Here is a 20,406-nt window from a genome sequence, read left to right as displayed (position 1 = left end):
CGAGTTTCGGGGCGGCCCCCGCCGTCGAAGCGGAGATGAGACGATCATGCCCCGTCTCACGCTCCTGACCTGCGATTTGAGACATCGATCGGGGACAGGCGGGGACGACCGACCGCACCGGATCAGCTCCGTGAGCCTTCGGCGGACGCGTTCAGCGACCGGCCAGCGCCCGCAGCGCCCGGGTGAACCCGTCCGGGGCGTCGTCGCCCTGGTCGCCCAGCACGGCGAAGAACGCGGCGTCGCACGCCTCGACCGCCGCGACGGCCCGGTTGGCCAGCGCCCGCCCCTCGTCGGTGACCTCCAGCGCACGCGCTCGCTTGTCATGCGGGTGGGGCAGCCGCCGGACCAAGCCCTGGCCCTCCAGCGCGCGCAGCACCTGGGAGGTCATCATCGGGTCGGTAGCCGCCTGGTCCGCGAGCGCCTTCTGCGTCACCGGGCCTTCCGCCGCCAGGTACGTCAGCGCCGCCAGCAGCACGAACTGCACATGCGTGAGGCCGTAGGGCTTGAGCGCCGCCCGCTGGGCCGCCTGCCAGCGGTTGGTGACCTGCCACAGCAGCAGCCCGGGGCTCTCCTCGGCCGATCCGAACCGCGTCCGCAGCCCCTCGCCGCTCACGCGGCGTCGTCCGTCGCCGTGTGAGCGCCGCGGGCTGAAGCGGCCCCGCCGCCGGCAGCCGCGGCATCGGCTTCCGCGGCGCGGGCCAGCGCGGCCAGGTCCCGGTCGAGGGAGTCCGCGATGCCCTTGCCGAGGACCAGGTTCCACAACCGCGCCAGCGGGCCGGCGAGCGTCACCGTCACGGCCACCTCGCTGCCGCCGTCCGCCGTGGGCGCGATCGCGTGATGGAAGGTCAGCCGCGCGCCGACCAACAAGGAGACGTCGACGAACACCCGGTCGGTGAGCTCGGTGACGACGAACTTCGTCCGCGGGCCGCCCTTGGGCTTCAGCACGCCCGTGCTGCCGGGCGCGAACGGCCCGTCGAGGCGGACCCACTCGGTGTCGGCATTCCACTCGGGCCAGGTGGCCATGTCGGCCCAGCGGCCGAAGAACGCGGCCGGTGCGGCGGTGGAGATCAACGTGGTGCTTCCCAGAGTCAGCATGCATTTAGTATGCGCGCTTAGCTTTTTACTGTCAACGCCTCCAGCCGGTAGACGCCGGGCGCGCGGCCGAACTCTCGCTTGAACGCCTTGCCGAAGGCGAACTCGCTGCCGTAGCCGGTGCGCGCACGGCGCTGGCCCGCACCCGCACCAGGACCTCGCCCGAGCGCGGCTTGGGCCGCTCGGTCTCCACCACCCGGAGCACCTCGGGACCGCCGAAGGGCTGCTGAATCACTGCACGCATCGTTCTCTGCTCAGGAGTCGGGTCGACGGTCGCTCCCGTCGACCCGATCCGTTAGGGAGCCGCAGGGAGACTCTGAATGGCCCGGAGTCTCCCTGACATGTCCGTGCGTCCACGCACGTGCGCGTGCGGGACGGTCAGCCCTTCGTCACGCAGGCGTTGGCCTTGTTGGACCACAGGCCCTGCAGGTCGAAGCTGCCGGTGCTGAGCGGGACGAAGGCGTCCATGTTCTCGCACTCGTCGCCGATCTCCCCGTTCCTGCCGTTCCAGCCGATGCTGGGCCAGAAGTCGGTGACGGTCTCCGCGTACTCGTGGGTCTCGGTCGACTCGATGCCGGAGAGCATGCGGCCGTCCGTCAGCGTGGTGCACGCGTCGACGCCGAGGTCCGGCACGTAGGGGAGGTTGGTGTAGGCGAGGGTGCCGTAGCTGCTGGACGTCTTGTCGTGCCAGGCGCAGAAGCCGGAGTTCGGGAAGCCGTCCGGGTGGGTCCCGGTCGCCGAGACGACGACGTACTGCGCGTTGAGGTTCGGCGTCTGCGTCGTGTTGCCGAAGTGCGCGGCGGCCTTGCCGGCCTCGGTGGCGATCTGCGCGGCGGTCGGGCTGGACGGCTCCGCGCTCGCGTTGTCGAACCAGACGCCCGCCAGCGGGCTGGCGGCGGGGTGGGTGATGTGGGTGCCGCCGCTGCCGCACGAGGTGGTGCCGTTGGCGACGCCCTCGCAGTACTGGGTGAGGATGGTCCCCCAGGTGTCGGCGCTGCCGTACAGGCCCTTGAACATCGCCTGAAGGTCCGGCGCGACGCCGGCCGGGTCGCTGGCCCACTGGGAACCCCAGAAGACCAGGTACACCTGCGGAGTCGGGGAGACCACGCCCTGGGTGCCGCTGGACCGCACGCTGAGGGTGTTCCGGCTGGCCGCCCTCGTGGCGATCCCCGCGGCCCCCCGGGCGATCGGCTTCATGCCGTGGTGCGCCACGGCCACGACGGAGGCCCCGGGGGAGGCCGGAGCGGGCGCGGCGTCGGCTCCGGACGCGAGGCCGCCCGCACCGAGGGCGGCGAGCGAGAGGGCGGCGAGGGCGCGGGCGACGTTTCCGGGCATGCGTATGTGCACAGTGATCCCCTCGGGGGTCGGTCACCTGGAGTCCAGCCACGACGTGGCCACCCGGAAACTAACGGCCCAACAGGTGTCATGTCTATGGCGCAGACGGCCTTTTGCCGGAGATCCTGCGGCCTTTGACGTCCCGTGAGAGAAGAACTGCCGCCCCGTCAGCCGTCCGCGGAAGCCTCGGCCCGCGCCGCCGTGCTCCCGCCCGGTGTCGAGGATGTCGAAGAAGACGAAGAAGACGAAGAAGGCGTCGGGACACCACGCCGCCTCCTCCTCGGCGAGGACGAGGGCGACGCCCTTGAAAGCCGAACGACCTCGATCAGGCCCCGATCTGCACGGAAACCCCGGATGCCATGCCCATGACTACGCCAAACGAGCGAATCTCACCCCGTGCCCGGGCGTGTCGGCAGGGGCCCTCGCGCGCGAGACTTTCAATCGGAAGGCCGTACTGCGTTTATTCACCAGCAGTTCGTCCCAGGAAGGCCGTCACGTGAACAAGACCCCTCTCAAGAGCGCCGTCACCGCCACCGCCGTCGTCTCGCTGGTTCTGGCCGCGGCGGCGTGCGGGAAGGCGGGGAGCTCCTCCTCTTCGTCCTCACCCGCGGCATCGGGAACCGGGGGCTCGGCGGCCAACGCAACCGGGAGCATCGGCCTGCTGCTGCCGGAGAACACCACGACCCGCTACGAGCAGTTCGACAAGCCGCTGTTCGAGGCCGAGGTCAAGGCGCTCGCGCCCAACGTCACCGTCAAGTACGCCAACGCGGGCGGCAGCGCCCAGACCCAGGCGCAGCAGGCCACGACAATGATCAACTCGGGCATCAAGGTCCTCGTGGTCGACGCGCAGGACTCCGCGCAGATCAAGTCGTCCGTGGACGCCGCCAAGGCCAAGGGCATCAAGGTCGTCGCCTACGACCGCCTGGCGCAGGGCCCGGTCGACGCCTACGTGTCGTTCGACAACGTCGTGGTCGGCCACCTCCAGGGCACCGGACTGCTCGCCGCGATGGGCTCCAAGGCCACCCCGAGCGCGAAGATCGTCGAGATCGACGGCGACTCGGCCGACCCGAACGCGGCCGACTTCAAGGCCGGCTTCCAGAACGCGGTCAAGGGCCACGTCGACATCGCCTACGACGCCTCCGGCCTGTGGAAGCCGGACGTCGCCGCCCAGAAGGCCACCGCCGCGATCAACCAGCTCGGCGCGTCCAACATCGCGGCCTTCTACTCCGCCAACGACGGCATGGCCGCCGGTATCGCGACCTCGATGAAGAACGCCGGGCTCAGTCACCTGCCGCTCACCGGCCAGGACGCCCAGCTCGACGCCATCCAGCGGATCGTGGCCGGCACCCAGTCCTTCACGATCTACAAGGCCTACAAGCCCGAGGCCGACGCCGCGGCCCAGATCGCCGTCAACCTGCTCACCGGGGCGCCGATCACCACCATCGCGAAGGCGACCAAGGTGAACGGCTCCGGCAACACCGTCTCGTCCGACCTGCTGACCCCGGTCCTGGTCAACACGAGCAACATCAAGCAGACCGTCGTCGCCGACGGCCTCTACACCGTCGCCCAGATCTGCACCCCGGACTTCGCGGCGGCCTGCAAGTCCGCGGGTCTGTCGTGACCGACCCCGTCGCCGGTTCCTACGCCTCGGCCCTGGCCGACGGCGAGCCGGTCCTGGCCCTGCGCGGCGTCTCCAAGCGCTTCGGCGCCGTGCAGGCCCTGACCGACGTGGAGTTGGAGGTGCACGCGGGCGAGGTGGTGGCGCTGGTCGGTGACAACGGCGCCGGCAAGTCCACCCTGGTCAAGTCCATCGCCGGCGTCCACACGATCGACGACGGCCAGATCGTGTGGGAGGGGCGGCCGGTCTCCATCCACCGGCCGCAGGACTCCCAGCACCTCGGTATCGCGACCGTGTACCAGGACCTCGCGCTCGCGGACAACCTCGACGTGGTCGCGAACCTCTTCCTCGGCCGCGAGCTGACGACGCACGGCACCCTCGACGAGGTGGCCATGGAGAAGCGCGCCCAGGAGCTGCTGGACACGCTCTCCATCCGCATCCCGAGTGTGCGGATCCCGGTCGCGAGCCTGTCGGGCGGTCAGCGGCAGGTCGTCGCGATCGCCCGCTCGCTGATCGGCGACCCCAAGGTCGTCATCCTGGACGAGCCGACCGCCGCCCTCGGCGTCGAGCAGACCGCGCAGGTCCTGGACCTGGTCGAGCGGCTGCGCGGCCGCGATCTCGGCGTCATCCTGATCAGCCACAACATGGTCGACGTGGCAGCGGTGGCCGACACCGTCGCGGTGCTGCGGCTCGGACGGAACAACGGCACGTTCCCGATGGCCGGCACCACGCAGGAGACCATCATCGCCGCGATCACCGGCGCCACCGACAACGCGGTGACCCGGCGCGCGGCGCGCGCCACCTGGCCGCGTGCGGAAGGAGAGGCGTGAGCACACCTCCCACCCGTCCCTCCGGCTCCCCGGATCCGTCCGATCCGCTGAGCGGGTTCAACCCGCTGGAGCCGCCGCCGGGTCTCGATCCGACGCCGTCGGCCGCCGTCGCACCCCCCGTGGACCCGCGTCTGCTGGTCCGGCAGGAGGGTCTGCGGGGGTACGTCGACGAGTTCAAGCGCAAGGTCCGCGGCGGTGAGCTGGGCTCGCTGCCGGTGGTCATCGGCCTGATCATCATCTGGCTGATCTTCAGTCTCCAGAACAGCCAGTACTTCAGCGCCGCCAACGCCGAGTTCATCGTCTACTACATGGTCGGCCTCGGCATGCTCGCCACCGGCCTGGTCTTCGTGCTGCTGCTCGGCGAGATCGACCTGTCGGTGGGTTCGGTCAGCGGCCTGGCGGCGGCGATCTACGCGGTGCTCTCCGTCGAGCACCACTGGAACGCCTGGCTGGCGGTGATCGTCACGCTGCTCGCCGGCATGGCGATCGGGGGCGCGCAGGGCTGGATCTTCGCCAAGATCGGCGTGCCGGCCTTCGTCGTCACCCTGGCCGGCTTCCTGGCCTGGCAGGGCGTCATGCTCTGGCTGCTCGGCTCGACCGGCACCATCAACCTCGAGCCGAAGGCGCTGAACGCGCTCTTCTCCGGCAACTCCTACTTCCTGGGCGGCGACGTCGCCGGCGCCTACATCCTGGCCGGCATCGCGGTGGTCGGCTTCGGCGCCAGCGGCTTCCTGGAGCAGCGCCGACGCAGGACGGCCGGCGTGCCGGCCCGCCCCACCGGCGAGCTGGTGGCCCGGACGGTGGTGCTGGCCATCGGGGCGTTCCTGGTCGCCTGGATCCTGAACCGGGCCTCGGGCGTGCCGAACAACGCGGTCATCTTCCTGGCCCTGCTGGTGATCTGCGACTTCGTGCTGCGCCGCACGACCTACGGACGCAAGGTGTTCGCGGTCGGCGGCAACATCGAGGCGAGTCGGCGTGCCGGTATCAGCGTCCCCATGGTGCGGATCTCGGTGTACGCGATCTCCGGGACCTTCGCGGCGCTCGGCGGTCTGGCCATCGCGGCCACCACCAACGCGGCCGGGCAGGCGGGCGCGGACCCGAACAACCTGATGATGGCCATCGCCGCGGCCGTCATCGGCGGCACCTCGCTCTTCGGCGGCCGCGGCCGGGTCTGGTCCGCCCTGCTCGGCATCCTGGTCATCGAGTCGATCAACGCCGGACTCTTCATGCTCGGCCTGACCCTGGACATCCAGTACATGATCACCGGTGGCGTGCTGCTGGCCGCCGTGGTCGTCGACTCGCTGTCCCGCCGGACGCAGAAGTCCTCCGGTCGCGCCTGAGGTCCGACCGAACGCCCTGGCCGGACATCCTGGCCCGGTTCTCTGCGGGGATCACATGATTCCCACAAAGAACCGGGCCAGCATCGCGTCGTGGACACCCTCCAGCCTCCCGCGCTCGGCGACCGCTACCTGCTGTGCGAACTGCTCGGCAGCGGCGGCATGGCCGAGGTCTACCGTGCCCGCGATTTGCGTCTGGACCGCTCCGTAGCGGTCAAGGTGCTGCGGCCCGAGCTGGCCGCCGACCCGGTGCAGCGCGTGCGCTTCGGCCGCGAGGCGCGCGCCGCCGCCTCGCTCAACCACCCCGGCATCGTCGCGGTCTTCGACTCGGGCGAGGGCGCCGGCCCGCATCTCGACCTGCCGTACGTGGTGATGGAGTACCTGCCGGGCCGGACGCTCGCGCAGGTCCTCGCCGAGGACGGCCCGCTGCCGCCGCGTCAGGCGCTGCGCGTCGTCGCCGAGATCCTGGACGCGCTCGAACACGCGCACCGGCACGGCATGGTCCACCGGGACGTCAAGCCGGCGAACGTGATGGTCGTCGAGGACGGGACGGTCGCGGTCAAGCTCATGGACTTCGGGATCGCCCGCAGCTTCGGCCGCGGCGAGGCCGTCGCCGAGCAGGCGCTGACGGCTGCCGGGATGGTCATCGGCACCGCCGACTACCTCTCCCCCGAGCAGGCACGCGGCGAGGCGGCGGACGCGCGCAGCGACCTGTACGCCGTCGGCTGCCTGCTGCACGAGCTGCTCACGGGCGTCCTGCCGCTGACCGCGGACACGCCGCTGAACACGGTCTGGCGCCACCTGCACGAGGACCCCGAGCCGCCGTCGCTGCTCGTGCCGTCCCTCGCTCCCGAGGTGGACGCGCTGGCGCAGCGGGCCCTGGCCCGCGAGCCGTCCGAGCGCTACCGGGACGCCGCCGCGATGGGAGCGGCGGTACGCGCGGTCCTGAAGGCCGAGGCGGCCGCGACGCCGCCGCACACGGCGGCGGGCCACACGACGGCGGGCCACGCGCCCACGCTCGTCGAGCTGCCGGCGCCGTCCTGGCCGGGCACGCACGCGACCATGCCGTTGCGCCCCCGCCCGGCCGCCACGGACCCCTCCGCTTCGGGCGCACGGGCCGCGTCCGACGCACGGGCCGCGTCCGACGCATGGGCCGCGTCCGGCTCCGGCTTCGCCCCCGAGGCCGGGGCCGCGAGCGAGGCCGGGGCCGCGAGCGAGGCCGGAGCCGAGCCGGGCGGCGACTCACGGAGGCGTCCACGGCATCGTGGACGGCGACGACTCGTGGGCGTGACGGCCGTGACCGTCGCGGTGGCCGCCGCGGTCTCCGTCGGCGGCTGGTTCGCCTCCGGCGGCTCCGCTCCCGCGGCCACCGCCGCCACCCACGCCCTGCCGGGACTGAAGGGGCAGAGCCTCGCCCGTGCCCGCCGTGAACTGCAGGCAGCCGGCCTGCGGATCGGGCACGTGTCCGTCGGCTCCTGCGCCGGGACCAGGGCCGCGCCGCGCACCGTCTGTTCCCAGGACCCCGCGGCGGGGACCGAACTGCAACGCGGCGCAGCCGTGGAGCTGTCCGTCTCCCGCCCGTCCGGGATTGCCGCGGGGGCCGGAGGGCCGTAGCGTCGAGACGTGATCAATGGTGCGCATGTGGTCGTCTACAGCAGCGACGCCGAGGCCGACCGGGCCTTCTTCCGCGACGTGCTCGGCATGCCGTCCGTCGACGCGGGCCGCGGCTGGCTGATCTTCCAGGCGCCGCCGGCCGAGATCGCCTTCCACCCGGCCACGTCCGTCCACTCGCACGAGCTGATGCTGATGTGCGACGACCTGATGGGGACCATGGCCGAGCTGCAGGCCAAGGGCGTGGAGTTCACCCGCCCCGTGGAGCAGCTCGCCTGGGGGCTGCTGACGGGCCTGCGCCTGCCGGGCGGGGGCGACCTGGCCCTCTACGAGCCGAGCCACCCCCGCGCGAACGGATGAACCCCGCCGTCGCGTCGGCTCAGCTGGACGACTCCGCCAGCCTGACGACGGCGTGCATGCCGAGGAAGGCGTGCGGGATGCCCGACTGGTTGTCGGGGATGAAACAGAGCAGGGCGTAGTGCCCGCGCTGCGCGTGGAACCTGATCAGCTCGATGCGTCCGCCCGAGATCGCCGCCGCGCCGCGTGAGACGTTCTCCGCGAACGGATTGAACCCGGGGTTCTGCCCGTTCTTGAGCGCGTTGAAGAACTTCGTCAGCTTGGCGTTGTCCACACCGCGGTTGACGCGCTGGAACATGGCCTCGTGGAACTCGTCGGCCTTGTTCCGCACCAGGATCGTGTCGTCCGGGTCGATCGCCTTCGGCGTCACGAACCGCGGACCTGCCTTGGTCTCGACCTGGTCGATCTCGGCGCCGTGCGCCGGGGTCCGGCCCTCGAACCGGCCCTTGGCCTCCAGCTTGTGATAGGTGATCGCGGCGTTCGGCACGAAGAGCTGGGTGAAGTCGAAGAAGTAGTAGGTGCCCCTGCACAGCGGGATGGTGACGTCCACCGCGGTGCTCGGCTCGACCGAGGCCCCGCCGACAGCCGTCGCGTCACGCTCGGCAGCGGAGATCCCGGCCGCCGCCTGCTTCGGGTCGTTGCTCACCGCCAGACGGAGCTCGGCGGTGAACTTCGCGAGGCTCACCCCCTTGTGCAGTTGCACGCCCTGCAGCTCGTGTCCGCCCGCGTCCTCGGTGCTGACGGCGAAGGTCACGAAGCCAGCGCGGGTCTCCTTGGGCAGGGTGAAGCCCGCGTTGGTCATGACGACCCTGACGGGCTTGTGGGCACTGTGGTCCGGGGTGGCCGCCTGGGCGGCGGGGCCGGCCACGACCACAGGCCCGGCAAGGGCCACGGTGGCCGTCGTGATCGCGGCAGCGAGCTTGGTCCGTCTCAGCACGCAGCGTCCTCTTTTCGGTTCGGAGGGGCCGGTCCGCTGCCCTGATCGCGCGGTGGCCCCTCGACCATGCTGGGACGGGGCTTCGCACACACAGTCATACGACATTCGTTTCCAGGCTGATTCGCCCAGATGGTCCTGAGTAGGAACACCCTGGTCCCCCCTGCTCCGTCGCTCCAAGATCGAGACATGGGTGCTTTCTTGGGGATCGTCGTGGTCGGCGCGGCCGCCCTCGGCGTGCTGCTGCACTTCGTCGCGCACGCGTCGACGTCGGTGCTGCTCGGGTTCGGAGCGGGGGCAGTCTGCCTGATCTGGCTGGCCGTGCTGCTGACGGTGCCGTGGAACCTGTACTTCCAGGCGCGGACGGCGCGCCGGGAGATCGCGGAGGGGCGGGCGGCCGGACTCGACATCGCCGAGGGCCGTGAGCGGGACGCGGAGCGGATCGCCACCCGCCTGCTGCGGTCGGCGATCGCCGCGCACCTGCTCTCAGCCCTGGTGATCGGGGTGGTCGCGGCGGTCTCGGGCCAGGCCGTCGGCTACTGGTTCTGCGCGTTCTACCTGGTCGCGACGGTGCTGCGCCCGGCCGAGGCCTGGCTGCGGCACCTGCGCACCCGGATCGGCGCGCTGCGGGAGGAGGCGACCTTCCCGCGGGACGACATCATCGCGCTCAAAGCCCGGCTGGACACCGCGGAGGCGGGCGTCGCGGGCCTCGACACCGAGACCCGCCGGCTGGCCCAGGAGCTCGACCGCCTCGCCGTGCTGGCCCGTCGGCGCGACGACCAGCTCGAGGTGCGCATCCACGCCCTGGGGCGCAGGTTCGAGGACACACTCGGCAGCCTGACCGACAACCAGGAGGTCATCAACGGCATCCGGGCCTTCCTGCGACTGCTGCGCGAGGAGGGCGTGCCGCAGGCCTGATCCGGCCGCGCGTCACCACCCCACGTGTCATCACCACCGCGCGTCACCACCCCCGCGCGTCACCCGAAGGCGGTCTCGTCAGGGGGCGTGGCGCGTGCTTGAGTGGGTGGCATGACGACTCTGGACCCCGGCACCACGGCGCTGCTCCTGATCGAGTTTCAGAACGAGTTCGTCTCCGACGGCGGGGTGCTGCACGAGGCGGTGCGCCCGGTGATGGAGGCCACCGGCATGCTGGACAACACCCGGGAGCTGGTCGCGTCCGCGCGCCGGGCCGGGGTCACGGTCGTGCACGCCCCGATCTCCTTCGCACCTGGCTACCACGAGATCACCCGCCATCCCTACGGCATCCTCAAGGGCGTCGTGGACGGCAACGCCTTCGTCAAGGGCACCTGGGGCGCGGAGATCGCCGACGTGATGGCACCGCAGGCGGGCGACATCGTGGTGGAGGGCAAGCGCGGGCTGGACACCTTCGCCAGCACCAACCTGGACTTCATCCTGCGCAGCAAGGGCATCACCACGCTCGTCATCGGCGGCTTCCTCACCAACTGCTGCGTGGAGTCGACGATGCGCACGGGCTACGAGAACGGCTACCAGGTGATCACCCTGACGGACTGCACGGCCGCGGTCTCCAAGGAGGAGCACGAGAACGCCATCACCTACGACTTCCCGATGTTCTCCACCCCGCAGACCTCGGCGGAGCTGATCGCCCGCCTGCCGTGAGCCCCGAGGGGCCGCAGGCGAGGGGGCGTCAGCTGCGGTGGCCGGCGGCGTAGAAGAGGAGCATGGCGAAGCCCGCGAAGACGTGCAGGCCGATCACGTAGATGAAGACGCGGATGTTGACGCGGCGCGCGGTCCGCTTCGCGCCGTCCTCGACGGGCCCGGCGGGGACGTACTCGGCAGGGGCGGCGACGGTGGGGAGGGGACCGGCGGTCAGCGCGCCGGCGGGCAGGGGGTCGATGTGGTCAGCCAAGGCACAACTCCGAGGTCGGGCTCTGCAGCAGCGTGTGCAGGAAGAGCAGATCGGTGCCGGTCGGCGTGTCCGCCGCCAGGCGGTGGGGACGCATGGAGTCGAAGTGGGCGGAGTCGCCCGGCTCCAGCAGGTGGCGCTCGCGGTCGAGGGTCAGCACGAGGCGGCCGCTGAGCACGTAGAGCCACTCCTCGCCGGGGTGGACCCGCACGACCGCGTCCTGGATGTCCGGCGGCACGTGCACGCGCAGCGCCTGCATCGCGCGGCCCGGGGCGCCTGCGGGCCGGTAGGTCCAGCCGCCGGCGAGGCTCGGCTCCGCGGAGCCGCCGCGGATCACCGCGCTCGGCGCCGCGGAGGCCTCCCCGAGCAGGACGTCGAGGGGAACGGCGTAAGCTCGGGACAGGCCCAGCAACACCGGCAAGGAGGGCTGCCGTTTGGCGGTCTCCAGCCGGGAGAGATGGGCCGGGGAGAGACCGACGCGCGCTGCGGCGGCCTCCAGGGTCAGGCCGCTGCGCAGGCGGCGCTCGCGCAGGCGGGCTCCCAGGCCCGGGAGGTCCTCGGGCCCGAGCCCCGGTCCGGCGGCGTCGGCGGCGTCTGCGTCCATGACCCCAGTGCACACCCCCCACGGCCCAGCAGGCAAGCTCTTTGCCCCAGAGGCAAATTCCCGGGTCGATCTTGATAGCCGCCGCGACCTGAGGGGGCATCGGGCCGTAGGGTGATCACATAAATCCGTAGTCGAAGGGGCCTTGCCGATGGCCAGCGCATCAGACCCGGTCGCGCGCCCAGCAGCCGCGCCTCCGGCAGCGCAGGCGGGCACGCCGTCGGCGACGCGGGCCGCCGTGCGCCCCGACTCCCGCACGCCGACCGGCGAGCCCGCCGCCGAGGAACTCACCCCCGACGCGCTCACCGCCGCCGTCCTCGCCTCCGCCGGGATCGGCGTGTGGCGCTGGAACCGCGCCGCGGGGATCGTCGAGGCCGACGCGCGCACCCGCGAACTCCTCGGGCTCCCCCTCGACGGGCCCATGCCGAACGCCGCCACGGTCCGCGCCCGCCTGCACGGAGAGGACTTCGTCCGGCTCAGCGCCCTCTCCCAGCTGATCGTGAGCGAGGCCCGACCGGGCGAGGTCCGCGTCCGCGTGGTGACGCCGGACGGCCGCCTGCTGCGCACGCTCCATCTGCAGATATCCCCTGGCCCGGCGAACAGCCCGTACAGCCTCCAGGGGACCGTCCTCGACGGCCGCAGCCGCGTCCCCGGCCCCGACCCGAGCGCCGCGCCCCACCCGCCGGTCGACGGCGCGCGGGACGGCACCGCCCCACACGAGCGGCACACCCGCCGGCCCACCGACCCTCACCCGGGCACTTCACCGGCCGACGCGGCGCGCGAACGCCGCCAGATCCACGAGCTCAACGCGCTGCCCACGGCGGCGGCGCCACGGCTGCCCGCCGCCGACCTGCGCCGCTCCCGCGAGGCCTTCCTGCTGGACGCGGGCCGCGCCCTGGCAGAAGCGGGCACCACCAGCGAGGTGCTGCGCGTCGCGGCGACCCTGGCCATGCCCGGCTTCTCTCCCGACGCCCAGGCCGTCTTCGGCGTGAAGGGCGCCATGCTCACCGTCGTCGGCCAGCACGGACACGCCCCCTCGCAGTCCGGCGCGTTCGAGATGCCGCTGGACACCGAGTACCCGGCGGCCCAGGTGGTGCGGACCGGCCGGCCGATCTACCTCTCCTCCCCGGCCGAGTACGCGCGGCACTTCCCCGCGACATGGCCGCTCGCCGAGCCCTTCCACCGCCGGTCGTGGGCGTTTCTGCCCCTGGTGACGGCGGGCCGCACCACCGGCGCGTGGCTGGCGGCGTTCGAGACCGCCGTCGCGTTCAGCCCGGACGAGCGGGCCGTCCTCTCCACCGTGGCCCGCATGCTCTCCCAGGCCCTGGAGCGCGCCCACACCAACGAGGCGGAGCGGGCCCTCTCCCGCGGTCTGCGCCGCAGCATGGGCGACTCGGCGCGCGAGATCGACGGTCTGACCGTGACCGCCCGCTACGTCCCCACCGGCGGCGGCCTGCTGGTGGGCGGTGACTGGTACGACGTCGTCGACCTGCCCGGCGGCCGGATCGCCATGGTCGTCGGCGACGTGCAGGGCCACGACGTGCACGCCGCCGGGGTGATGTCCCGGCTGCGGACGGCCGTGCACGCCTACGCCGTGGAGGGCCACCGGCCCGACGCCGTGCTGGCCCGCGCCTCGCGGTTTCTCGCCAGCCTCGACGCGGACCGCTTCGCCACCTGCCTCTACATCGAGGCCGATCCCGCGAACGGACGCCTGGAGATCGCCCGCGCGGGGCATCCGCACCCGGTGCTGCGGATGCCCGACGGCACCACCGTGATCCGCCACGTCGACGGCGGCCTGCCGCTCGGCCTCGCCCCCGAGGGCGAGGACTACCCCGTCACCGAGCTGGAGCTCCAGGTCGGCGAGGTGCTGCTGGTCTGCACCGACGGCCTGATCGAGACCGGCGGCCACGACATGTTCAGCGGTTGGATCCGGGTGCGGGACGTGGTGTCCCCCGGCCCCGCCGCCGATCTGGAGGGCATGGCCGACGCCCTGATCAGCGCGGTGCACGGACCCGGCTCCCACCACGGCCCGGGGCGGCTGGCGGACCGCCGCGAGGACGACATCGCCCTGCTGCTGCTCCGCCGCGACCCGATCGACGGCGCGCCCAGGCCCGTCGGCCGCCGCCTGGTGGTGACCGTCGGCCAGGGCCAGCCGGCGCGCATCGCCACCGCCCGGCGCGAGCTGCGCGGCATCCTCCAGGACTGGAACAGCCCCGACGACGCCGACGCGGCGGTGCTGCTCGTCTCCGAACTGCTCACCAACGTGCTGCTGCACACCGACCAGGAGGGCGCGCTGCTGGCCGAGCTCTCCGGCGCGCCGTGCGGGCGCCGGCTGCGCATCGAGGTCTCGGACGGCAGCGACGAGCTGCCGCACCTGCGCTCCCCGGGCGAGATGGCCTCCTCCGGGCGCGGCCTCGTCCTGCTGGACCTGCTCGCCGACCGCTGGGGCGTGCGCCCGAGCGGCGAGGGCAAGGTCGTCTGGTTCGAGATCCACGAGAAGAACGAGCGGCGCGGGGAGAGCGAGGGCGGCCAGGACAAGGGCGGCCAGGACGAGGGGAACGGCGGGAGGGCTCAGCCCAGGGTGTAGTCGAGCCAGATCCGGTGAGTGCCGTCGGCCTCGACGGTCAGGCCGCCCGTGCCCGCTATGCCTGTGAGCTCACCCGTGCCGCTGCCAGGCACGAGGACGAAGAACTCGTCGCGCCGGTTGTCGCCGTCCGTCGTCGCCGAGTGCGCGAAGTTGAACGTGCCGGAGCGGCCGTCGACCGTGCCCTCGAAGGACTCCATGGCCACGTACGTGCCGACCCCGCGGCCGATGTCGTAGGCGGAGGTGAAGAGCGTCTCGGAGCGTCCCTCGACGGCCCCGGCGAAGTGCTTCTCCATGGTCGCGACGCCGGTGGCGAGGGCGGTGCCCACCTTGCCGGAGAGCTCGTCGGCCGAGACCGGCTGCATCGCGACGACGGAGAACGTGCCGTTGGTTCTCATGGCGCTCACGCTAGCCGCCGCCACCGACAACCGGGGACGAACCCCAGAAGCGATCGCAACCGGTCGGAATCCGCTGGCCTCGAACAACGCGCCGGTGACATGCTGGCCGCGTGGACGGACCGGAGATCATCGTCAGCTTCGACCCCGACTTGCACGTCTTCGTCACCGCCCCGCGGCGCGCCGCGGCGGGCGCCCTGGTGCGCACCGACGGCGCGTCCACGCTGGGCCACGTCGTGGAGTCCCTCGGCGTCCCGCTGACCGAGGTCGGCGGCCTGGCGGTCGACGGGAGCGCGAGCGACGCCTCGCACGTGCCGACGGCGGGCGAGCGCATCCACGTATCCCCCGTCACCCGTCCGCAGCCGCTGCCCGGCCCGCCGCGCTTCCTGCTCGACGTGCACCTGGGCACCCTAGCCCGGCGCCTGCGGCTGCTCGGCGTGGACGCCGCCTACGAGCGGCTGGACATCGGCGACGCCGCGCTGGCCGCGCAGTCCGCGCGCGAGCAGCGGGTCATGCTGTCCCGCGACCGCGGCCTGCTGCACCGCCGCGAGCTGTGGGCCGGCGCGTACATCTACAGCCACCGCCCCGAGGAGCAGCTGACCGACGTGCTCGAGCGCTTCGTGCCGCCCCTCGCGCCGTGGACCCGCTGCACCGCCTGCAACGGCGGGCTGCGCCCGGCGACGCTGGAGGAGGTCCGCCCGCAGCTGCGCTCCGGGACGGAGCGCTCCTACGACACCTTCGCGCTGTGCATGACCTGCGGCCGGGCGTACTGGCGCGGCGCCCACCAGGACGGCTTGAACGACATCGTCGCGGACGCCCTGCGCCGCGCGGACGCGCGCGCGGCCGAAGACCGGTAGGGGGCCGGTAGCGGGCCGCACGCGTGCACCGCCCCACCGAGCCCTCCTCCGGCGGTCCCGCCGCCGACGAGGCCGTCGCGGACCAGACGGCCACCGACGGGCCGCCGCCGACACGTCCGCCCGTTCGGGGAGGGCGCGCTCCCGCGCCTCCTGTGTCGGGTCACCCGGACCAGGCCCTGAGGCTCGCGCGCCGCGACCTTGCCCTGAACGGCCGTCCGTGCGATGCGGCGTCGAGCGGCCGGGTGTTCGCTGGAAGGCATGACGATTGCCACCGCGAAACTCTCCGACCCCGTCGTCCGCCGCGTCGTCGAGGCGATCAACGCCCACGACCGCGACGCCTTCCTGGGCCTGCTGGCCTCGGACGCGACCATGTCGGACGACGGCTCGGACCGGAACCTGCAGGAGTGGATCGACCGCGAGATCTTCGACAACGGCGGTCGCATGGACGTCCAGAAGGAGTCCAACGGCGGGCAGACCCTGCTGGCGAGGTTCCGCAACGACACCTGGGGCGAGATGAGCACCGTCTGGCGCTTCGACGTCGCGGACGGCCACGTCCGTCGCTTCGAGACCGGCCAGGCCTGAACTGACGCCCGAGCCGGCCGCAGGGCGTCAGCGGTCCTCGTGCGAGCGGACGATCAGCACCGAGCACGGCGCGTACTGCGCCAGGTGCTGGCTGACCGACCCGAGCATGATCCCCTTGAACCCGCCGTAGCCGCGGCTCCCGACGACCAGCAGCGCGGCGTCCTGCGCGGCGTCGAGCAGCACCTGCGTGGGGCTCCCCTGCAACACCCGCTTGCGGATCCGCGGCTGCGGACCCGGCCCCGCGACGTCCTCGACGGCCGCGTCGAGCCGGCGCTCCGCCTGCTCCTCGAAGCTGAGCCCCTCCTGTCCGGGCAGCGGCTCCGGCACGGAGAAGATGCTCGGCCACTCCCATGCCAGCACGGCGTGCACCAGGCTGTCCGTGAGCTCGGCCTGCCGCAGGGCCGCCCGCAGCGCCTCACCGGCGTGCCGCGAGCCGTCCACGCCCACCACGATGACGTCGGGCAGCTCGCCGTTCCGGGCCATGGGCTTTCCTCCGTGTTCGTCCACGCATGGCCACGCTCTCATCCTCTCCCGCACCCGCCCGGCTGCAACACGCGCCGTCAGAGTGGTTCCGGGGGAAGTCCCTGCTCCGTGCAGATGTTTCATGGGTGTGAGTGTTGAGACTGCAACAACAGAGGTCGAGGTCGTCGTCATCGGCGCCGGGCAGGCCGGGCTCTCCGCCGCCCACCACCTGCGGCGGCGCGGCCTGCGGCTGCTCGACGACTTCGTCGTCCTCGACGCCGACTCCGCGCCGGGAGGCGCCTGGCAGCACCGGCCGCCGTCGCTGACCATGGCGATGGTCCACGGCTTCCACGAGCTGCCCGACGCCCCGCTGCCTCCGCTCGCACCCCAGCTCCCGGCCCGGGACGTGCTGCCCGGCTACTTCGCCGCCTACGAGCGCGACCACGAACTGCCCGTCCTGCGCCCGGTCACCGTCACCTCCGTCCGCCCCGAGTCCGCCGCCCCCCGCGGGCGGCTGCTGGTCGAGGCCGACCGCGGCAGTTTTGCCGCGCGGGCGCTCATCAACGCGACCGGGACCTGGACCCGTCCGTTCGTGCCGCGCTACCCCGGCGCGGAGCGCTTCCGCGGCCGGATGCTGCACAGCTCGGCGTACCGGGGCCCGGAGGAGTTCGAGGGAATGGGGACGGTCCTGGTCGTGGGCGGCGGAGCCTCCGCGGTCCAGATCCTCGCGGAGACGGCCGCCGTCGCCAGGACGCTCTGGGTCACGCGGCGCCCCCCGGTCTTCCGCGACGACCCGTTCGTCCCGCAGGAGCTGGGCCGAGCCGCCGTCGCCAGGGTGGAGGAACGCGTCCGCGCCGGTCTGCCGCCCGGGAGCGTGGTGTCGGTGACGGGCCTGCCGCCCTCCCCCGCGTTGCTGCTGGCCCGCGAGCGGGGGGCGCTGCAGCGGCTGCCGATGTTCGAACGGATCACGGAGACCGGCGTGGTCTGGGCCGACGGGCACGCCGAGCGGGTCGACGCGATCGTCTGGGCCACCGGCTTCCGCGCCGCCGTCGGCCACCTCGCCCCGCTGGGGCTGCGCGAGCCGGGCGGCGGCATCCGCATGGACGGCACCCAGGCCGCCCGCGACCCCCGCATCCACCTCGTCGGCTACGGCCCCTCGGCCAGCACCATCGGCGCCAACCGCGCCGGCCGCGCGGCAGCCGTCGCCGTCGACCGCTACCTGAAGTCGACCGCAGCCCCACCGGCCCTCGCCTCGATCCAGGACTGAACCCCTGCTGCCGAGCCCGGGGACGCCGGCTACCTGCCCGAGCCGCCGAGCGGCCAGACGGGGGCTGAACCCCGGACCCGCACCGGACCTGGCAGCCGAAGCCCCGACTGCCGCCCCTACCGCGCCTCAGGTGTTGGGCGGGGCCGCCGTGTGGGCGGGGGCGCCGCCGTGGCGGTCGCCTGGGCTGACGGTGGAGCTCGGGCTCGCGCCGGATCCCGGCACCGGGTCCTGGTCGCCGCCGCCCTTGCCCTGGGCCTCGCCCTCCTGGGGGCGCATCTGGAGGCGCGAGAGCCCGATCGCGCCGAGCGCGACCAGCATCACGCCGATGATCTCCGGAATCAGGTACCAGCCCACCCGCACGGTCTCGTTGTAGAGCGTGACGCCCAGCGAGAGGCTGACCAGCGCGTCGCCGAGGGTCAGCGCCGGCTGCGAGGCCACCAGCGGACCGGCCTGCATCGCGTTCTCCAGCAGGAACAGCGCGCACACGCCGACCGCCGCGAAGCCGTAGGTCTGCCAGGAGGTGAAGAACGCCGCGACGCCCTGGTGGTCGAGGGTGTCGGTCGCCGACTTCATCAGCGCCGCGGTCAGCGCGTAGCCGATCGCCGCAGCGAGGCCGAGGCAGACGGCGCGGGCGCCGCCGACGGGGCGGCGCAGCGCGGCGAGGCAGAGCACGACCACGGCGCCGCCGCAGCTGGCCAGCGCGAGCACCCACAGGCCGACACCGGGCTGGAGCGATCCCCCGCTGGGCGCGGCCGCGGCGAGGGCCAGGCCGAGCCCGCCGACCAGGCAGGCGACCCAGATCCAGGCCAGCGTCGGCATCCGGCGGTGGAAGACCATGCCGCCGATCATCAGCGCGGCGGGGAGCTCCAGCACGAAGATGGGCTGGACGACGGCCAGGGGCCCGGTGGCGAGCGCGAGGCCCTGGAAGGCGGCGGCGAAGACGACGCCGAGTATCCCGAAGAGCCACACGGGCGTGCGCAGCAGATCCCACATCAGCCCGAGGCGGAAGCCTTGCGAGCGGGGCACGATCAGAGCCGCGCGCCGCTGCAGCACGGTGCCCATGGCGTTGCTGATCGCGGCGCACACCGCGAACACCACCGACAGCACCGCCGTCACAGACACGTCGCTCCCACGGTTCCGCCCCCTCACCGGCTGGACGCCGGCCGAACCGATTGATCGGCTCTGTGGGCATGCTACCCAGCGGGACGCCGGAACTTCCGCTGCAAAAACGTCTCCGGCGCGGTCAGGCGCGCTGCTTGGGGCTCATCCCCGCGGAACCGCTGGCCGTGGAGCCGTTGGCCGCGCGGCGGCGGCCTTCCTCCGGGCCCTCGGCTCCAGCTGTCTCTGCGGCTTCCGCAGCCTCGGCCCTGTCCGCCACGTCCTCGGCCGGCTCGGTGATTTCTACGTCCTCGTCGAGCGACGCGTCCGGCTCCGCCGGGGCCTCCCCGTCCACCGCCGGCGGGTTGATCCGCGAGGCCCCGATGGGATTCTCCGGGGCGGGCTTGTCGCGCGTCACGTAGAGGTAGACCAGGCCGGCCACGAACAGCAGCAGCGCCGTCCAGTCGTTGAGGCGCAGGCCGAGGAAGCGGTTGGCGTGGTCGCTGCGCAGCGCCTCGACCCAGAAGCGGCCGAGCGTGTAGCCGGAGACGTAGAGGGCGAAGAGGCGCCCGTTGTGCATGCTCCAGCGGCGGTCCGCGTAGAGCAGCACGAAGACCAGCATCAGGTCCCAGAGCGACTCGTAGAGGAAGGTCGGCTGGAAGACCCCGTGGACGACGCTGCCGTCCGCGTTGATCTTGTTGATCTCCAGGCCCCACGGCAGCTTGGTCGGGTTGCCGTAGAGCTCCTGGTTGAACCAGTTGCCCCAGCGCCCGATCGCCTGCGCCAGGATCAGGCCGGGGGCCAGCGCGTCGGCGAACCCGGACAGCGGGATGCCCTTGCGGCGGCAGCCGATCCACGCGCCGACGGCGCCGAGTGCGACCGCACCCCAGATGCCGAGGCCGCCGTCCCAGATGTACAGCGCCCGGATGGGCTGCTCACCGGCCTTGAAGTACAGCTCCGGGTCGGTGATCACGTGGTAGAGCCGCCCGCCGACGATCCCGAACGGGACCGCCCACAGGGCCACGTCGAAGACGTCCTCGGGGTTGCCGCCGAGCTTGATCCACCGCTTGCGGGTCAGCCAGATGGCGGCCGCGATGCCGGCCAGGATGCACAGCGCGTACGCGCGGATCGGCACAGGGCCCAGGTGCCAGACGCCCTGTGAAGGGCTGGGAATGTACGCGAGTTCCATCGGGGCCGCTTCCCTCGAGAGACCGGGCGGGCGACCGCGCCCGAACGCACGGGGGCCCGCAATGCTGCGGGCCCCACCCTACATGCGCTGCGTCCGTTGACCGGCGCTGCGCGACCAGTCGTTTTCGCGTTCCGTCACCGGTCCGCGACTTCCAGTCTGCTACTCGACGACGAGCTCGACGTCGATGTTGCCGCGCGTGGCGTTGGAGTAGGGGCACACCTGGTGCGCGCGCTCGACCAGGCCGTGCCCGGTCTCGTTCTGCAGCGCGTCCGGGAGCTCGACCCGCAGCACGACGGCGAGTCCGTAGCCGCCGTCGCCGTTGGCGCCCAGGCTCACCTCCGCGGTCACCGAGGTCTCGCTGGTGTCGATCTT

Annotated in this window: 22 protein-coding genes; 11 read left to right on the top strand and 11 right to left on the bottom strand. The window is 72.7% G+C overall.

Annotation, left to right across the window (positions count from 1 at the left end; all coding sequences use genetic code 11):
* Positions 1–151 precede the first annotated feature (151 nt).
* The 3 genes from TR48_RS25015 to TR48_RS25005 form a co-directional block, all read right to left on the bottom strand.
* A complete protein-coding gene (locus TR48_RS25015) occupies positions 152–613 on the bottom strand; it encodes a MarR family winged helix-turn-helix transcriptional regulator (protein WP_042371192.1) in 462 nt (153 codons plus the stop codon).
* Entirely contained in the window at positions 610–1,095 is a 486-nt protein-coding gene (locus TR48_RS25010; RefSeq protein ID WP_042371190.1) for an SRPBCC family protein, read from the bottom strand. The genes TR48_RS25015 and TR48_RS25010 overlap by 4 nt, the downstream gene beginning before the upstream one ends.
* A gap of 375 nt (positions 1,096–1,470) precedes the next feature.
* Entirely contained in the window at positions 1,471–2,439 is a 969-nt protein-coding gene (locus tag TR48_RS25005; protein ID WP_152628164.1) for a hypothetical protein, read from the bottom strand.
* 484 nt (positions 2,440–2,923) lie between these two features.
* Here TR48_RS25005 and TR48_RS25000 point away from each other — a divergent pair, with 484 nt between their 5' ends.
* The 5 genes from TR48_RS25000 to TR48_RS24980 all read left to right on the top strand — a co-directional run bounded on the left by TR48_RS25000 (position 2,924) and on the right by TR48_RS24980 (position 8,183).
* A complete protein-coding gene (locus TR48_RS25000; RefSeq protein WP_042371188.1) occupies positions 2,924–4,048 on the top strand; it encodes a sugar ABC transporter substrate-binding protein in 1,125 nt (374 codons plus the stop codon).
* Positions 4,045–4,875: an ATP-binding cassette domain-containing protein gene (locus TR48_RS24995; protein ID WP_236652317.1), complete on the top strand. Its 831-nt coding sequence runs from the start codon at positions 4,045–4,047 to the stop codon at positions 4,873–4,875. Before TR48_RS25000 ends, TR48_RS24995 begins: the two co-directional genes overlap by 4 nt.
* A gap of 47 nt (positions 4,876–4,922) precedes the next feature.
* Entirely contained in the window at positions 4,923–6,215 is a 1,293-nt protein-coding gene (locus TR48_RS24990) for a sugar ABC transporter permease (RefSeq protein WP_042371228.1), read from the top strand.
* Positions 6,216–6,305: 90 nt separating this feature from the next.
* Positions 6,306–7,826, top strand: coding sequence for a protein kinase domain-containing protein (locus tag TR48_RS24985; protein WP_052442981.1), 1,521 nt, complete (start codon positions 6,306–6,308; stop codon positions 7,824–7,826).
* Positions 7,827–7,835: 9 nt separating this feature from the next.
* Entirely contained in the window at positions 7,836–8,183 is a 348-nt protein-coding gene (locus tag TR48_RS24980; RefSeq protein ID WP_042371185.1) for a VOC family protein, read from the top strand.
* Positions 8,184–8,202: 19 nt separating this feature from the next.
* Here the strand turns inward: TR48_RS24980 and TR48_RS24975 are convergent, their stop codons facing one another.
* Entirely contained in the window at positions 8,203–9,117 is a 915-nt protein-coding gene (locus TR48_RS24975; RefSeq protein ID WP_042371184.1) for a hypothetical protein, read from the bottom strand.
* 186 nt (positions 9,118–9,303) lie between these two features.
* On the opposite strand from TR48_RS24975, the gene TR48_RS24970 reads away from it, so the two are divergent.
* Complete coding sequence (locus TR48_RS24970; protein ID WP_042371182.1) at positions 9,304–10,032, top strand: hypothetical protein; 729 nt, start codon at positions 9,304–9,306, stop codon at positions 10,030–10,032.
* A gap of 111 nt (positions 10,033–10,143) precedes the next feature.
* Positions 10,144–10,752 (top strand): cysteine hydrolase family protein, encoded by a 609-nt coding sequence (locus TR48_RS24965; RefSeq protein ID WP_042371180.1) that lies wholly within the window; start codon positions 10,144–10,146, stop codon positions 10,750–10,752.
* Between the two features lie 28 nt (positions 10,753–10,780).
* Here the strand turns inward: TR48_RS24965 and TR48_RS44490 are convergent, their stop codons facing one another.
* Positions 10,781–11,002: a DUF6126 family protein gene (locus TR48_RS44490; RefSeq protein ID WP_042371177.1), complete on the bottom strand. Its 222-nt coding sequence runs from the start codon at positions 11,000–11,002 to the stop codon at positions 10,781–10,783.
* Complete coding sequence (locus TR48_RS24955; RefSeq protein ID WP_042371175.1) at positions 10,995–11,603, bottom strand: helix-turn-helix domain-containing protein; 609 nt, start codon at positions 11,601–11,603, stop codon at positions 10,995–10,997. Before TR48_RS24955 ends, TR48_RS44490 begins: the two co-directional genes overlap by 8 nt.
* Before the next feature lie 148 nt (positions 11,604–11,751).
* On the opposite strand from TR48_RS24955, the gene TR48_RS24950 reads away from it, so the two are divergent.
* A complete protein-coding gene (locus TR48_RS24950) occupies positions 11,752–14,187 on the top strand; it encodes an ATP-binding SpoIIE family protein phosphatase (RefSeq protein ID WP_174501736.1) in 2,436 nt (811 codons plus the stop codon).
* Here the strand turns inward: TR48_RS24950 and TR48_RS24945 are convergent.
* On the bottom strand, positions 14,172–14,582 hold the full coding sequence (locus TR48_RS24945) for a DUF3224 domain-containing protein (RefSeq protein WP_042371173.1): 411 nt from the start codon (positions 14,580–14,582) through the stop codon (positions 14,172–14,174). The genes TR48_RS24950 and TR48_RS24945 overlap by 16 nt on opposite strands.
* A gap of 110 nt (positions 14,583–14,692) precedes the next feature.
* Between TR48_RS24945 and TR48_RS24940 the strand changes: the two genes are divergently transcribed.
* Together TR48_RS24940 and TR48_RS24935 are read left to right on the top strand one after the other, a co-directional pair.
* Positions 14,693–15,436: a Mut7-C RNAse domain-containing protein gene (locus tag TR48_RS24940; protein ID WP_042371171.1), complete on the top strand. Its 744-nt coding sequence runs from the start codon at positions 14,693–14,695 to the stop codon at positions 15,434–15,436.
* Between the two features lie 258 nt (positions 15,437–15,694).
* Positions 15,695–16,018 carry a hypothetical protein gene (locus tag TR48_RS24935; protein ID WP_042371168.1) on the top strand — a complete coding sequence of 108 codons (324 nt, stop codon included), beginning with the start codon at positions 15,695–15,697 and terminating at the stop codon, positions 16,016–16,018.
* A 27-nt stretch (positions 16,019–16,045) separates the two neighbouring features.
* Here TR48_RS24935 and TR48_RS24930 read toward each other — a convergent pair whose 3' ends face one another.
* On the bottom strand, positions 16,046–16,501 hold the full coding sequence (locus tag TR48_RS24930; protein WP_042371166.1) for a universal stress protein: 456 nt from the start codon (positions 16,499–16,501) through the stop codon (positions 16,046–16,048).
* A 127-nt stretch (positions 16,502–16,628) separates the two neighbouring features.
* On the opposite strand from TR48_RS24930, the gene TR48_RS24925 reads away from it, so the two are divergent.
* Entirely contained in the window at positions 16,629–17,747 is a 1,119-nt protein-coding gene (locus TR48_RS24925) for an FAD-dependent oxidoreductase (protein WP_236652316.1), read from the top strand.
* Between the two features lie 126 nt (positions 17,748–17,873).
* Here TR48_RS24925 and TR48_RS24920 read toward each other — a convergent pair whose 3' ends face one another.
* The 3 genes from TR48_RS24920 to TR48_RS24910 form a co-directional block, all read right to left on the bottom strand.
* Positions 17,874–18,863 (bottom strand): DMT family transporter, encoded by a 990-nt coding sequence (locus TR48_RS24920; protein ID WP_063771054.1) that lies wholly within the window; start codon positions 18,861–18,863, stop codon positions 17,874–17,876.
* A 127-nt stretch (positions 18,864–18,990) separates the two neighbouring features.
* Positions 18,991–20,034, bottom strand: a complete 1,044-nt coding sequence (gene lgt, locus TR48_RS24915) for a prolipoprotein diacylglyceryl transferase (protein ID WP_063771053.1) — start codon at positions 20,032–20,034, stop codon at positions 18,991–18,993.
* 159 nt (positions 20,035–20,193) lie between these two features.
* A partial coding sequence (locus TR48_RS24910) for an OsmC family protein (protein WP_042371161.1) occupies positions 20,194–20,406 on the bottom strand: 213 nt, incomplete at its 5' end.

This window comes from Streptacidiphilus neutrinimicus, assembly GCF_000787815.1.
Classification (GTDB): domain Bacteria; phylum Actinomycetota; class Actinomycetes; order Streptomycetales; family Streptomycetaceae; genus Streptacidiphilus; species Streptacidiphilus neutrinimicus.
The sequence above is the reverse complement of the archived record's forward strand: the minus strand, read 5'-3'. Positions and strand labels throughout refer to the sequence as shown.